Source organism: Psychrobacter aestuarii (assembly GCF_904846035.1).
Classification (GTDB): domain Bacteria; phylum Pseudomonadota; class Gammaproteobacteria; order Pseudomonadales; family Moraxellaceae; genus Psychrobacter; species Psychrobacter aestuarii.
The window spans coordinates 412,151-426,436 of sequence record NZ_CAJGYT010000001.1 but is presented as its reverse complement, the minus strand read 5'-3'; the positions used below and the strand labels follow the sequence as shown (position 1 = coordinate 426,436).

Below are 14,286 nucleotides of genomic sequence, written 5' to 3'. Positions count from 1 at the left end.
GGCTTTTTTTATGATTAAGAAATAGGACAGGATAATTCCTATTTTAGTGCGCGTGCTGCGTGTCCGTATCATCCATCATAGCCATATCATGGGTGCTGTGCATGTCGTGCATGGCATCTGCATCCATAGCGTCGTGATTCATCTCTGCGTGCGTCATGTCCGAATGGCTCATCTCAGACATATTGTGCTGGTCATGCGTCATGTGCATCGCGGCACCCTCATCCGCCATCATTGCCGCGTGTCCACCATGTCCATGACCGCCGTGCATACCACTCATGGCTAATGGTACGGCAATCACCGCAACGCCTGAGAGCATCATCAGCGCGCCATTCATCTGACGCAAGCGCAGACGTCCGATATGATGACGCAGCCAGCTGACGGTACTGTGCGTAGCGACCAGCATCGGCAATGTGCCCAAGCCAAAGACGAACATCAGCGCCGCACCCGTCGGTGCGCTATGCCCAACGACCGCCATCAGTAACGCGCCATACACCAAGCCACACGGCAAAAACCCCCACAGTAGCCCTGCGGCAAGTGCGCGCGGAAAGGTGGTTAATGGAAAGACCTTTTGGCGCAGTGGTGCAAGTGCCTGCCAAAAGCGCATGCCTAATTTTTCAAGTTTGGACAAAAAGGGTGCGCCGAGCATGGTCATGCCCACAAACAACAGCACCAAACCGAGCAAGATACGCGGTAAGTGATTGTCTGTCATAAAAGGGGCAAGGGCGGTCGTGCCGATAAAGCCTGCAATCAGACCCAAAAACGCATAGCTGGACAAGCGCCCTAGATGATACGTGGCGACCAAAGCGCGGCGTTTATTGGGGCTTGCGTCTTTCATAGACAGACCGAATGCGGTCACTAGGCCGCCACACATGCCCAAGCAGTGCGGTGAGCCCAAAAAGCCCATAGATAATGCTGCCAATAATAATGCTGCTGTCATGCTCGCCCTCTATCGTCCATCCGTACCACGCACTATGCCCAACTGACCTTATACTGATGTGTCGTCATCATCTGCATGGTGCGGCGGCTGCTTCTCATGCGCCTGTGCGGTGGCGCGGCGCTCTTGACGGTCATCTAAGATGATGCGCTGTGAGGCATTGTCCAAGTCTTCAAACTGATTGGACTTGACAGCATAGCGTACCGCCCATATTGCGACCACGAACAGCATGAGACTCAGTGGGATAAGTAAAAAGATGCTGAGCATTATAAACCTCTTGGCGGTCAATTTCACATTATTATACGCCAATTATCGAACGGATGGGTCGTTGCTGCCCGCAAGTCGCTGTGATGTAAAACGAGCAGTGTATTGCCAGCGCAGACGACGCCGCGAAAGGATAAGAAGAAGATGATAATAAATTGATATCATCACTCAACGATAGACACACTGATAAGACAGCAAAGGCGGATTACGGCGTGTCGCTCGGGTCTTGCTGGTGCGCATGACCACGCGGGGTGAGCAGCTCACGCGTACTGACATCGGTCGCGTCACGGCAGTTGGGCTGCGGACGGAGAATATCGCGCAGATAGGCGACCACCTCATATACGGAGCGACGCGAATGGCTAAGATTGTGCGCAGGTGCTGACCAGCTGCGCGAGACAGGCAAAGGTGCGACGATGGGTGTGGTGCGAATATTGTTCAGTGCAAATTGACGGCGCGCGCGGGTCATGTGGTAGCCATCTGTCACCAGATAGACGTGCTGTAAGTCAGCGCGTTTTGCTGTAAAGCGTGCGTTTTCGCAGGTATTCATACTGGCGTTTTCGCTAATGATGTCTTTGACACCGTGTTCGGTCAGCCATGCTTTGAGCCATGGCGCTTCTGCACCGCTTAACACCATCGGTAGCGGCTCATCATGATAGGCGGTTGCCGCCGCGCGCGCACGGTTTAGGCTATAGGCATTTAATATGGTGCGGTTGTTCTTATCATTGGTTAGACCGCCGCCCAAGACCACATAAGCGGTCGGCGGCGCGTCGTTGTTTGCGCCATCGGTATCAGGTAGGGGCAAGTGCATGAGCAGATACACCACAGTTTTTGAAAACAGTGGCGTAAACAGACTGACCAACACGATGACGATCATCGTCGAACCGATTATAAATGTCATATTGATAATACGAAAAACCTTAAGCGTTCGCTCAGCGGCGCGCAAATAATAACGCCAGAGCCGTTTAGAGTGCATGCTCAGTATGTCCAATACTGGCGTCGGCACAAACCCAAACAGGTTCGCGAGCCAACGTAATGGCAAACTTATCGTATATCGTATCGGCGATGTATTGCTGGGCTATTGCTACATCGTGCTGTGTTGCTTGATAAGGCGCGTGATTTGTTAAAACAAGCGCTTGTTTGGTATGGGTCAAAATGGGCGCAACGCCGCTGCCTTTTAGTCCTGCATGCTCAATCAGCCACCCTGCGGCAACTTTTACCGTATCATTGGGCATCGGATAACCCACGATGCTCGGATAGTCGGCTTGCAGCTCGGTAAACTGCGCCTTGGTAATGATGGGGTTTTGAAAAAAGCTGCCGCAGTTGGCAAGGACTTTGGGGTCGGGCAGCTTTTGCTGACGGATATCGATGACCGCGTGCATCACATCAATAGCATGCACGCTATCGCGTCCTGATTGCTTGGCGTAGGTGTGCGCGGTCTGCTGCACATCACCGTAATTGGCACAAACGCGGGTGGGGTCGGTGTGTAAGCGAAAGCCCACACGGCTAATCAGCCACGTATTGGGCGCTTGCTTAAAGCGGCTGTCACGATAAGAAAATTCACATTCTGCCTTTGAAAAAGTATGCCAAGTGCGCGTCTCTAAGTGATACGCACGTACGTACTGCACGGTGTCCTCAAGCTGTACGCCATAGGCGCCAATGTTTTGCACAGGGGACGCGCCCACCAAGCCTGGAATAAGCGCAAGATTCTCCAGACCATACCAGCCTTGGTTGACGGTATACACCACCAGCTCGTGCCAGTTTTCACCCGCCATGACTTCGATATCAACATAATCAGCGCCGCGTGCGATGACATGAATGCCGCGCATCTGTGGGCGTAAGACCGTCGCTGCCAAATGACTGGGCAACAAAACATTGCTGCCCCCTGACAACACAAACAAAGGCAGCTTATCGGCATCATTGCTTGCCATAAAAGCGTCAAGCTCGGACTCTTGGCTGAGCGTAACGACCTGCTGGGCAGTGCAAGCGAGCGCCATGGTGTTGGTGTGTGACAAGTCATAATCGGTATGTAGGGTTGGGCTGGGCGCTGTGGTCATAAAACAACCTATCAAATCAAAAATACGGGTAGGGTATTATAAAACGCCTGTCCCCAAATAATGTAGTCCGCATATTACCAAAACCATCGCAAGATAATAAAGGCAGCGCACTGCTTAGCGCATGCGCCAGCTTTCAATCCACGCCTGTGCGCTGGACTCGATGCGGGTGATGACTTCTTCAAAATCATCGCTGCCGCCTTGGTAGGGGTCTGGCACATCATCGCCGCTATAGATGGGGTCTTCTTCACTAAACAAGGCAAGGCGCGCGACCGTATCATCATCGTCAGCCAGCTTGTCTTTTAGCTGATGCAAGTCATCAAGATTGTTGCTGTCCATTGCTAAAATCAAATCAAAGTCATAAAAATCTTGCGGCTTGACTTGGCGGGAGGTCAGCTTGCTGATGTTATAGCCATGCGCTTTGGCGTGCTTTTGCGCGCGGATATCAGGACGGTCACCTGCGTGCCAGCCACTTGTGCCCGCCGAGTCGACTTTGATTTTTAGACCTGCAATCGCCACCTGCTGACGAAACACTTCTTCAGCGGTCGGCGAGCGACAGATATTGCCAAGACAAACCAATAAGACAGAGGAGGGAGTAGACGCTTTTGTCAGCATAATATGACCTTTGTGATTTGCAAAAAACATACCAAGCACCGAGTGTCACAGCATGAGCACAGGCATAGGTACAGGGTGTCCGCATCGAGCGCGTAGGGTAACGCTTTCGCTGCGCGATGACAAGCGGCATACTTAGACAGTCACGTCATCTGAGCCGCTTTTGAGGTGTTTTTTTAAAGGAAGTGGTAAGCGAATGTGACGCGACCAGTAATAGGCTGCATGAGCGTGCTGTCAGTGACCATTTGCTAAGCAGTTGACCTTGCTATGGCATTTAGCTTTGGCGCTGTTTTAGACGCTGAATGTCGCGGCGCTCTTTTTTATTGGGCTTGTGGTCGGGACGCGCAAGGTTCGCGAGCTTACGCTGCTCGGCATAGTACTCACGGCGTGATACGCTCTCATCCGTCTCGGTATACAGCAATTGCGCTTCAGTTGCGCCGCCGCGCTGCGCTGATAGGGCAGTGACCACGACCGTTTTTTCGGTCATGGCGGTCGCTGAGCCTTGACGAATGGTCAGCTCATCACCAATGCTGATTTCTTTACTGGTCTTAACGCGGCTGCCCGCATGATGGACGCGCCCGCCCTCAATCGCTTGTTTGGCAAGTGAGCGGGTACGAAAAAAACGCGCTGCCCATAGCCATTTGTCAATGCGCATACGCTCTAATGCTGCGGTGTCGGTATGTTTTCCCATGCTGTCCTCTTTTATTTGGCAACGCTGTTTGCATAACGTTTTAAACCATTGTCTAAAACGTTATATAGCGCCGCAAACAGCCGCTTTCAAGTCATCAGCGCTCAAAGCAGGGGACAAAACGACTACTTTAAAAACAACTGATAACCAATGTTGTCCGTGACCATCATGCAGTCATAGCCGATGTCTTGCAAGGCATCTTGGAGCTGGCGTGAGTTGCTTTCGGTCGCCTGCAGGCCGACCAAGACGCGCCCTTCTGCGGCACCGTGGTTGCGGTAATGAAAAAGGGTGATGTTAAAGTCATCGCCCAATTTTTCCAAAAACGTCAATAGCGCGCCTGGACGTTCAGGGAAGCTGATTTTTAACAGCTGTTCGTTATCAATGCTGGCGTGACCACCAATCAAGTGACGGATATGCGACTTGGCAATGTCGTCTTCGGTCAAGTCGTAGGCGTCATAGCCATTGTCACCGAGCTGCTCGCTGATGACTTTGCGCTCTTTGTCGCCCTCTTTGAGCGCGATACCGACAAATATGGCGGCAGGCTCCATAGAGTCTGGCGACTGAGGATGGCTAGCGCGGTAGTTAAATTCAGTAATGTTGCGTCCGCGCAGGCTGCGGCAAAAGTTCAAGAACGCGCCCGTCTGTTCAGGGATGCTGACTGCAAAGATGGCTTCTTTTTTCTCGCCAATTTCGGTGCGCTCAGCGATATAGCGCAAGCGGTCAAAGTTCATGTTCGCGCCGCAGATGATGGCCGCGCAGTTTTTGCCTTGTAAGTTGTGCTCACTGATGTATTTTTTCATGCCTGCGACGGCAAGTGCGCCTGCGGGCTCAACGATGCTGCGGTTTTCTTCAAACACGTCTTTGACCGCTGCGCACACCTCGTCATTGCTACAAGTGACGACATTGGGCTCGACCACCGCACCTGAGCCATCGCTTTTGGGCAGGCGCACCACGTCAAACGGCAGCTTGCCAATCTGCGCCACTGCCACGCCATCGACGAATAAGCCAACTTGGGGCAGACGGACGCGTTCGCCCGATTCTAGTGCGGCTTTTAGGCAAGCAGCGCCTTCTGGTTCGACTGCGATGACCTTGACATGTGGGGCAACTTCGCCCAAAAACGCCGCGACCCCTGAGATGAGACCGCCGCCACCAACCGCGACAAACACATAATCGACATCACGCCATTGCTGGGTCAATTCTAGTCCAATCGTGCCTTGACCTGCGATGACCAGCTCATCATCGTACGGCGGGATAAAGGTCAAGCCTTCACGCTCGGCGCGCTCGATGGCGTAGCGGTTGGCTTCATCAAAGCTGTCGCCGTGCAATACCACATTGCCGCCCAAGGTCGTGACCGCGCTGACTTTGATATCAGGGGTGGTGGTCGGCATCACAATGATGTTGTTCAGTTTAAGTTTGCGCGCAGAAAAAGCGACGCCTTGCGCGTGGTTGCCTGCGGAGGCACAAATGACCCCGCGTGCCTTTTGTTCATCATCTAACTGACTGATTCGGTTGTACGCGCCGCGCAACTTGAATGAAAACACAGGCTGCAAGTCTTCACGCTTTAGGCGAATGTCGTTGTCAAAGCGTTGGGTCAGTTTGGGTGCAGGCTCAAGTGGGGTTTGAATGGCGACATCATAAACAGTGGCTTGCAAAACAGCGCGGACCCAGCGTGACAGCATAATAACTCCTAAGGCGATTGAATGGGTGTGTCAAGATTCGTATACAAAGTAGATTAGCCTATGCTGATTTTGCCCATCTTGCAAGGAGCAATTGCAAGTTAGGCGTGGATTTTGCCGCACTTGGCGATGGTTAGTGCATCAGATGGCAGGGGAATAAAAATATGGGCTAGGAATGCGCGCGTCATTGGTTATAATGGTCACGCATTTTTCATTTTATGTTGCTAAGGATTTATGATGAGTGATCAGCAAGCACAAAAGCAAGCCGCCGCCAAAGCCGCCTTACAGTACATCGAAGACGATATGATTCTTGGGGTGGGGACAGGCAGCACGGTCAACTGTCTGATTGAGCTGTTGCCCAGTGTCAATCTGGCAGGCGCGGTTGCCAGCTCTCAAGTCACTGAAGACAAGCTGCGTGCGCTTGGTATCGAGATTGTGGATCTCAATGTCGCAGGCACGCTCGATGTGTACATTGATGGCGCTGATGAAGTCAATCCTGAGCTTGCCTTAACCAAAGGCGGCGGCGGTGCATTGACCCGCGAAAAAATCGTTGCGGCGGCGTCAAAGCAGTTTGTGTGCATGATTGATGAGAGCAAAACCGTTGATGTGCTCGGACGCGGCTTCCCGATTCCTATCGAAGTCTTGCCGCAAGCGCGCTCGTATGTCGCCCGCCAGCTTGCCGCGCTCGGCGGTGAGCCTGTGTACCGCGAAGGCTTTGTCACCGATTATGGCAACGTTATCTTGGATACCTATGATTTGGACGTAAGTGATGCGGCAGCGATGGAGCAGACGCTAAATAACATCGTCGGCGTGGTGTGTAACGGTATCTTTGCCGCCAATCGTGCAGACGTTGTGCTAAAAGCAAGCAGCGCGGGCGTAGAAACCATCACCCGTGAGGTGTAAGCGATTGCGCTAAACACGACTTGGCATAAAAAAAGGCAGCGTTTGGTACGTTGCCTTTTTTATGATGCTTAAAAGATGATTCACTTATGCCAGTTTAATCTTGTCTTTTAACAAAAATTCCATCAGTGCCTTTTGTGCGTGCAAGCGGTTTTCTGCTTCGTCCCAAACGACCGAGCGTGGGTCGTCGAGCATGTCGTGCGAAATCTCTTCGCCGCGGTGCGCAGGCAAGCAGTGCATAAACACCACTTCAGGGTCGGCTTTATCGAGTAGGGACGGCGTGACTTGATACGGCGCAAAACGGCGGGCGCGGGTGTTCTGCTCAGACTCTTGACCCATACTTGCCCAGACGTCAGTGACTATCAGGTGCGCATCTTTTGCCGCGTCTTGGACGTTTTCGACGAGGCTCACGCAATGCGAAAAGCGCTCCATCAAGACAGGGTCAGGCTCAAAGCCATACGGCGCAGCGACGCGCAATTCAAAGCCAAACTGGTTCGCCGCCTGCATGAAGGACGAGCACATATTGTTGCCATCGCCGACCCACGTCACGATTTTATTTTCGATGCTGCCGCGATGCTCATAATAGGTCTGCATGTCGGCAAGCAGCTGGCAGGGGTGAAACTCATCGGTCAGCGCATTGATAATCGGTACGCTTGAGTATTCGGCAAAGGTCTCGACGTTTTTGTGCTCAAAGGTGCGAATCATGATGATATCGACCATGCTAGAGATGACGCGAGCAGAGTCTTGAATCGGCTCACCGCGACCAAGCTGGGTGTCTTTTGGTGACAAGAAAATGGCATTGCCGCCAAATTGTCCCATGCCTGTCTCAAAAGAGATGCGCGTACGGGTCGATGATTTTTCAAAAATCATGCCAAGCGTGCGTCCCACAAATGGCTGATAAACCTCGCCTGCATGCTGCATGCGGCGTAGCTCACTGGCGCGCTGGATGAGCGCTTGTAATTCTTGTCTGGTGAAATCAGATAATGTCAAAAAATGGCGCAAACTCATAGCAATCCTAGCAGTCGAACTCAGTCAGTAAAGGGAGCTGCCACAACGAATAAGCGCGCCCACCCAAGGCGCACTGTGACGACAGCAAACTTTTAGTATATCGCAATTACTTTTAATGTAAACGCCCAATTTTGGTAAAGAAAAAATGCGCTTAATGGATTTGGCGCGTGGCACGTGGACTGAGACGGCAGAGCAGCTCATAGCTGATGGTGTGCGCGTAGCTTGCGACCGTATCGACATGCGGCGCATCACCCCACAGCGTTACGGTATCGCCAAGGCGAATGTCATCGCCCGCCGCCTCGATATCAATGACCATCATATCCATCGCCACGCGTCCACGAATCGGGCAGCAGTGCGCTTTGGTTTGCCCATGAATCACGACGTCAGCTTCGCTATCAATCACGCGCGGATAGCCATCGCCATAGCCCGCGCTGATGAGCGCCACGCGGGTATCGACGGATGCTGTCCATAGGCTGCTATAGCCGATTGCATCGCCTGCCTTGACGGTATGGATAGCGATAACTTGCGAGGCAAAGGTCATGGCGGGACGTAGGGACAGCTCGGCAGCGCTCGCCTCAGTGATGGGGCTGCCGCCGTACAGCATGATGCCAGGGCGCACCCAGTCAAAATGGTGCTCAGGTTGGCTAACGATGGCGGCGGAGTTGCACAGCGAGCCTTGAATGTCTGCGCTGATGTGCGTTTGTAAATAAGCGAGCATGTCTGTGAAGCGCTGGATTTGTTTGGCGTTTAGCGGGTGCGCTTTGACGTCGGCATTGGCAAAGTGGGTGGTTAAAATCAGCTGATAGCCTGCCGCGTGCAAGGCGGTCGCGGCACTGATTAATGCCGTATCATCAAAGCCCAAACGGTTCATGCCTGTATTGTATTTTAGCCATACCGTGCGCGTGGCGCTGTCTGCTGGTGGTGCGCTGGCAAGTGCCCAGTCGAGCTGCGGCTGATGATGAATCACGCAGCCGATATCGTGTTTGATGGCAGTGTGCCAGTCGTCCTCGCTAAACACGCCCTCAATCAGACCGATGGTCTTGTCCCAACCAAGCGACCGTGCTTCTAGCGCTTCGGACAAAATCGCCACCCCGATACCATCCGCCTCTGCCAATGCAGGCAACACCGCCGACACCCCGTGCCCGTAGGCATTTGCCTTAACCATCGCCAGCACTTTGGACTGTGGGGCGCGGCGCTTGACCTCATGTAGGTTGTGGGTAATGGCGGCGGGGTGGATGGTTACGGTACGCATATATGATGTCCTGTCATCTGGCTGATATCGCCAAAGCGTGCCAGAATACGATACGTGAGCCGCTAGGGCTTATTCGTCGTCATCAAAGTTGGCGTTTTGGTAATACTCAGGCGTTAAGTTAGAAAAGCGGGTGAACTGACCTTCAAAGGCGAGACGTACTGTACCGATAGGGCCGTTACGCTGTTTGCCGATGATAATCTCAGCAACCCCTTTGACATCAGAATTTTCATTATAGACCTCATCACGATAAATAAACATGATTAAGTCAGCATCCTGCTCAATCGCGCCCGATTCACGCAAATCCGACATGATGGGACGCTTGTTGGGGCGGTTTTCAAGACTGCGGTTCAGCTGCGAGAGCGCAATTACAGGACAGTTTAGCTCACGCGCCAGCGCTTTTAGACTGCGCGAGATTTCTGAGATTTCGCCCACACGGTTGCCATCGAGGCTGGGCACTTTCATCAGCTGCAAGTAATCGACGACGATAGCGCCGAGGCGTCCATCATGGTTTTTGGCGATACGGCGACAGCGTGAGCGCAGCTCTGAGGGCGGCAGCGCGGTGCTGTCATCAATGTATAAGTGCTTGGACTGCAAGTGCTGAATGGCGTTCATCATTTTTGCCCATTCGTCTTCATTCATCTGCCCTGAGCGCAGGTGCGTCTGATTAATCGCGCCCCAAGAGGACAGCAGACGCATCACGATAGACTCAGCGGGCATCTCCATCGAAAACACCACGACAGGCAAGTCAGCATTGAACAAGACGCCCTCTGCTAAGTTCATGGCAAAGGTGGTTTTACCCATCGATGGACGCGCCGCAACGATAATCAAATCGCCCGACTGCAAGCCTTGGGTTTTATTATTGAGCTCCGTAAACGGCGTTTGCAAGCCAATCATGCCATCGGGGTTGGATTTTAGCGCCTGAATCTGGTCAACGACATTGGTCAGCACTGAGGTAATGCCTACAGGACCGCGCTGCTCGGCGCGCTTGTTGTGCTGCTCATTGATGCTAAATACGGTGGCTTCCACGCGGTCTAAGATATCACTGACGCTTTGGTCTTTGGGATTGTATGCCAAGCTCAGCATGTCGTTGCCCGCCGTAATCAGCTGGCGCAAAGTGGACAGCTCACGCACACGCTGGGCGTAGGCGGTCAAGTTAAACAAAGTTGCGGGGCTTTGGCTCAGCACGTCCGCCAGATAGCCGTCACCGCCTGCGCTTTTGAGCAGCTTTTGCGCCTCCAGCCAGTCGTGTACCATTACCGTATCATAAGGCTCGTTGACCGCTGCCAAATGTGCGATGGCATCAAAAATATGCTGATGTCGTCCTGCATAAAAGTCGTCTTTGGTGACGATATCGGCAATCTTGTCGTACGCCTCTTCAATACTCATCAAGGATGCCAAGAGCGCCTTTTCAATCTCGATATTGTGCGGGGGCTGCTGGTTGAGTAGGTCGTCAGTTTTGCTGGTATCTGCCATGAGTGCCTAAAAAGTCAGTGTCAGTGAATAAAATACGCGGTAGATGAGTGCTGTCATGCTCAGGCGCGCGTTTGTGACGCCTGAGCATGGACAACAATGCGCGTACCAAAATACGCGCAGAATATGGATGTTTTGATGCTACAATCAAGAGCGAGATTCTATCACATTATGCCCTTGATGCGCCGTTTTTTGCCATCGGGTTTTTGGGTGTACTGATACTGCCCATGCAGGAATACCACATCAACCATAGACACCTACCGCGATTGGCAAGGACTAACCGTGCGTTTTTTTATGTGTAGAATCATCATAATAATAAAAAAACACGATTGGAGGAATACGTATGCAAAAACAACCACTGGTCATCACCACAGGCGAGCCTGCGGGTATCGGTATGGATATCGTCCTCATGCTGGCGCAGACTGGCGAGCTGCGGGCGCTGGGTCGTCCGATTTGGGTGTTGGCAGATGCGCAGATGATAAAACAGCGTGCCGACGAGCTACTGGCAAATGGGTCGCTTGCGCATGGGCTCAAATGGCAGGTCATGACGCCTACTTTACGCCCGACCATTAACCTAGAAGACATCGACGCAGGGACATTAAACCACGAGGCGGATGACGAGTTTGTGGTGATTAACGTACCGTGCGCGGCGCCTGTGGTGCCAGGACAGATTGATGTCAATAATGCCGCCATGGTGCTCACCCAGCTTGAGCTGGCGCATCAGTTGGCGATGACCAAGCGGGTAGCGGCGATAGTGACGGGTCCACTACAAAAATCAGCGCTGATTGACGCAGGGCTGCGCTTGCTCGACGGCTCGATGTTCAGCGGGCATACCGAATTTTTTATGCAGCAAAGTGGCTGTGACAAGGTGGTGATGATGCTTGCCAATCCTGCCATGAAAGTGGCACTAGTGACCACGCATTTGCCATTAAAAGACGTGCCTGCCGCCATCACCACGGAGAATGTCGAGCGTACGGTTGAGATTGTGCTACAAGACTTGCAGCAAAAATTCGGTGTCGCCAATCCGCGCATTTTGGTGTGCGGACTCAACCCGCACGCAGGCGAGGGCGGGCACTTGGGAGACGAAGAGATTCGCGTGATTAATCCTGTGTTGCAGCGCTTTATTGATATGGGCGTTGATATCTCGCTTGCCATGCCAGCCGATACTTTATTTACCAAACGCCATCTGGCGCATTGTGATGCGGTGATTGCCATGTATCACGACCAAGGCTTGCCTGTGCTCAAGTCACACGGCTTTGGTGATACGGTCAATTTAACGCTAGGGCTGCCCTATATCCGCACCTCAGTCGACCACGGCACGGCGCTGGACTTGGCAGGTCATGGTGCTGCCAGCGCCAGCAGTCTGTACCAAGCGGTGCTGATGGCGCACGACATGGCGATGCAGGCGCGTCCTGTGGCATAGCTGAGCACAGCGTGAGATAAGATAAGCACAGCGGCTATGGACGTTTAGGATTTATCCGTCATCGTCCAGCTGTGTTATAATCGCGCACCAGCCATGCCAGATACGATATTGGCAGCCCTTGATTGTTATTTTTATTGATGAAGATTCGTTTATGTCCACAAACTCGTTTGACGCCAAGTCCATCAGTGCCAGCCTACGCGCTGCCAAACACCAACCCCGAAAGCGCTTTGGGCAAAACTTCTTGCACGACAGCAGCATCATTCGTCAGATTGTGGACAGCATTCATCTCAACCGCGATGACAATTTGGTCGAGATTGGTCCCGGTATGGGCGCATTGACCGAGCCGCTACTTGCAGAAGTGGACGCGATGACGGTGGTCGAGCTTGACCGTGACCTTGCCGACAGCTTGCGTATCCGCATCGGCGCGAACAGTCACGACAGCTTTACCATTATTAAAGACAATGCCATGCATGTCGATTACCGTGAGCTGTATAGCGAAGCGCGTGGCAAGCTGCGCGTGGTCGGCAATCTGCCTTACAACATCTCAACGCCGATTTTGTTTCACTTGCTCAGCTTTGCCGATGTCATTCAAGACATGCACTTTATGCTACAAAAAGAAGTGGTTGAGCGCATCACCGCCAATGTGGGCAGCAAGACTTATGGTCGCCTCTCGGTCATTATGCAGTATTACTGCGACACCGATTATCTGTTGACTGTCCCTAAAGGCGCGTTCAATCCGCCGCCCAAAGTGACGAGCGCGGTCTTTCGCTTGACCCCGCACACCACCAAGCCCATTGTGGCAGAAGATGAAGATTATTTTGCTATCGTGGTACGTGAGACCTTTAACCATCGCCGCAAGACCTTGCGCGCGATTTTTAAACAGTCGACCCTGCTACCAACTTTGGCTGAGAGCGACTTTGACGCCTGTGGTATCAATCCGCAGGCGCGTCCTGAGACCTTAAGCGTCGCCGATTTTGTGGCGCTGAGCAACCACAGCAAGCCAATGGTTGCAGGCGATGATGAGGCGTAATGCCAGATACGAGTAAGACAAGCTATTGTGATGATTGAGGGATTATGAGTTTTCGGCACCAGTATGTGATTGGCGACCTGCAAGGCTGTTATGCGGCCTTTCAAGCATTGTTAGAGGTGATTGATTTTGATGCCAGTCAAGACAAATTGTGGTTTGCAGGGGATTTGGTCGCGCGTGGCGAGGATTCGCTAAGCACGTTACGTATGGTCAAGTCGTTGTGCGAGCAAGGCGCTGCGGCGACTGTGCTGGGCAATCATGATTTAAACCTGATTGCGGTGTGGCGCGGTGCGGCGAAACTCAAAAAGAAAGACAAAACCGCGCCCATTTTTGCCGCGCCTGATTGCGATGAGCTGCTCGAGTGGCTGCGTCATCAGCCGATTTTGAGCTATCCTGACACGCGCAGTGTGCTTGTGCATGCAGGGATTCCGCCGCATTGGCAGATTGATGAGGCAGAAGGCTACGCGCGCGAGCTTGAGCGTCAATTACAAAGCAGTCTGCCGCAGCTTGACCGTATGTTGCCGCATCTATACCGCAAGCAGGCAGACGTCTGGCACAAAGACATGCACGGCTTTGCCCGCATTCGTGCGATTGCCAATTATTTTACGCGTATGCGCTTGTGCCGTGCCGACGGGCTGTTGGAGTTCAGCTTTAGTGCCAGCTTAACCGATGAGATGCCGACCGACTTTGCCCCGTGGTTCTCTTGGCAAGTGCCCCGCGCGCGCAAAATCCTGTTTGGTCATTGGGCAGCGCTCGAAGCCAAGATTGACCTGCCGCACGCGCGTGCGCTCGATGGTGGCTGTGTGTGGGGCAATCACTTACTCGCCTATCGTTTGGGCGACAGTCAGGTGTTTACCTCATCGACAAGCTGTGAGGCGGCTGAAGCGTAATTTATTCGTAGCTTAGTTGTTTTAGTTGTTAACAGCATTATGAATACAAAAAGCCGATTTGTCCTATAAACAGTAGGGCAAATCGGCTTTT

General features: G+C 52.8%; 14 protein-coding genes. 4 read left to right on the top strand and 10 right to left on the bottom strand.

The window, feature by feature from the left end; all coding sequences use genetic code 11:
* Positions 1-43: 43 nt before the first annotated feature.
* The 7 genes from JMW05_RS01615 to ilvA form a co-directional block, all read right to left on the bottom strand.
* Positions 44-937, bottom strand: coding sequence for a sulfite exporter TauE/SafE family protein (locus tag JMW05_RS01615; RefSeq protein ID WP_201503682.1), 894 nt, complete (start codon positions 935-937; stop codon positions 44-46).
* 48 nt (positions 938-985) lie between these two features.
* The gene (gene ccoS, locus JMW05_RS01610; protein WP_201503681.1) at positions 986-1,201 is read right to left on the bottom strand and encodes a cbb3-type cytochrome oxidase assembly protein CcoS; all 216 of its coding nucleotides are present in this window, start codon (positions 1,199-1,201) and stop codon (positions 986-988) included.
* Between the two features lie 202 nt (positions 1,202-1,403).
* The gene (locus JMW05_RS01605) at positions 1,404-2,171 is read right to left on the bottom strand and encodes a YdcF family protein (protein ID WP_201503680.1); all 768 of its coding nucleotides are present in this window, start codon (positions 2,169-2,171) and stop codon (positions 1,404-1,406) included.
* Positions 2,161-3,252, bottom strand: coding sequence for a UDP-N-acetylmuramate dehydrogenase (gene murB / locus JMW05_RS01600; protein ID WP_201503679.1), 1,092 nt, complete (start codon positions 3,250-3,252; stop codon positions 2,161-2,163). The genes JMW05_RS01605 and murB overlap by 11 nt, the downstream gene beginning before the upstream one ends.
* A gap of 114 nt (positions 3,253-3,366) precedes the next feature.
* A complete protein-coding gene (locus JMW05_RS01595) occupies positions 3,367-3,864 on the bottom strand; it encodes a low molecular weight protein-tyrosine-phosphatase (RefSeq protein WP_201503678.1) in 498 nt (165 codons plus the stop codon).
* Positions 3,865-4,135: 271 nt separating this feature from the next.
* Positions 4,136-4,552: an RNA-binding S4 domain-containing protein gene (locus JMW05_RS01590; RefSeq protein WP_201503677.1), complete on the bottom strand. Its 417-nt coding sequence runs from the start codon at positions 4,550-4,552 to the stop codon at positions 4,136-4,138.
* 122 nt (positions 4,553-4,674) lie between these two features.
* Positions 4,675-6,228 carry a threonine ammonia-lyase, biosynthetic gene (ilvA, locus tag JMW05_RS01585; RefSeq protein ID WP_201503676.1) on the bottom strand — a complete coding sequence of 518 codons (1,554 nt, stop codon included), beginning with the start codon at positions 6,226-6,228 and terminating at the stop codon, positions 4,675-4,677.
* Positions 6,229-6,462: 234 nt separating this feature from the next.
* Here ilvA and rpiA point away from each other — a divergent pair, with 234 nt between their 5' ends.
* Entirely contained in the window at positions 6,463-7,128 is a 666-nt protein-coding gene (gene rpiA, locus JMW05_RS01580; protein WP_201503675.1) for a ribose-5-phosphate isomerase RpiA, read from the top strand.
* An 84-nt stretch (positions 7,129-7,212) separates the two neighbouring features.
* Here rpiA and argF read toward each other — a convergent pair whose 3' ends face one another.
* The 3 genes from argF to dnaB all read right to left on the bottom strand — a co-directional run bounded on the left by argF (position 7,213) and on the right by dnaB (position 10,858).
* A complete protein-coding gene (gene argF / locus JMW05_RS01575) occupies positions 7,213-8,133 on the bottom strand; it encodes an ornithine carbamoyltransferase (protein ID WP_201503674.1) in 921 nt (306 codons plus the stop codon).
* 151 nt (positions 8,134-8,284) lie between these two features.
* Positions 8,285-9,385 carry an alanine racemase gene (gene alr / locus JMW05_RS01570; RefSeq protein ID WP_201503673.1) on the bottom strand — a complete coding sequence of 367 codons (1,101 nt, stop codon included), beginning with the start codon at positions 9,383-9,385 and terminating at the stop codon, positions 8,285-8,287.
* Between the two features lie 69 nt (positions 9,386-9,454).
* Positions 9,455-10,858: a replicative DNA helicase gene (dnaB, locus tag JMW05_RS01565; protein ID WP_201503672.1), complete on the bottom strand. Its 1,404-nt coding sequence runs from the start codon at positions 10,856-10,858 to the stop codon at positions 9,455-9,457.
* 340 nt (positions 10,859-11,198) lie between these two features.
* On the opposite strand from dnaB, the gene pdxA reads away from it, so the two are divergent.
* From pdxA to JMW05_RS01550, 3 genes are all read left to right on the top strand, one after another.
* On the top strand, positions 11,199-12,278 hold the full coding sequence (gene pdxA / locus JMW05_RS01560; protein WP_201503671.1) for a 4-hydroxythreonine-4-phosphate dehydrogenase PdxA: 1,080 nt from the start codon (positions 11,199-11,201) through the stop codon (positions 12,276-12,278).
* A gap of 151 nt (positions 12,279-12,429) precedes the next feature.
* A complete protein-coding gene (gene rsmA / locus JMW05_RS01555; RefSeq protein WP_201503670.1) occupies positions 12,430-13,308 on the top strand; it encodes a 16S rRNA (adenine(1518)-N(6)/adenine(1519)-N(6))-dimethyltransferase RsmA in 879 nt (292 codons plus the stop codon).
* A 44-nt stretch (positions 13,309-13,352) separates the two neighbouring features.
* Positions 13,353-14,195, top strand: coding sequence for a symmetrical bis(5'-nucleosyl)-tetraphosphatase (locus JMW05_RS01550; RefSeq protein WP_201503669.1), 843 nt, complete (start codon positions 13,353-13,355; stop codon positions 14,193-14,195).
* Positions 14,196-14,286: the final 91 nt, after the last annotated feature.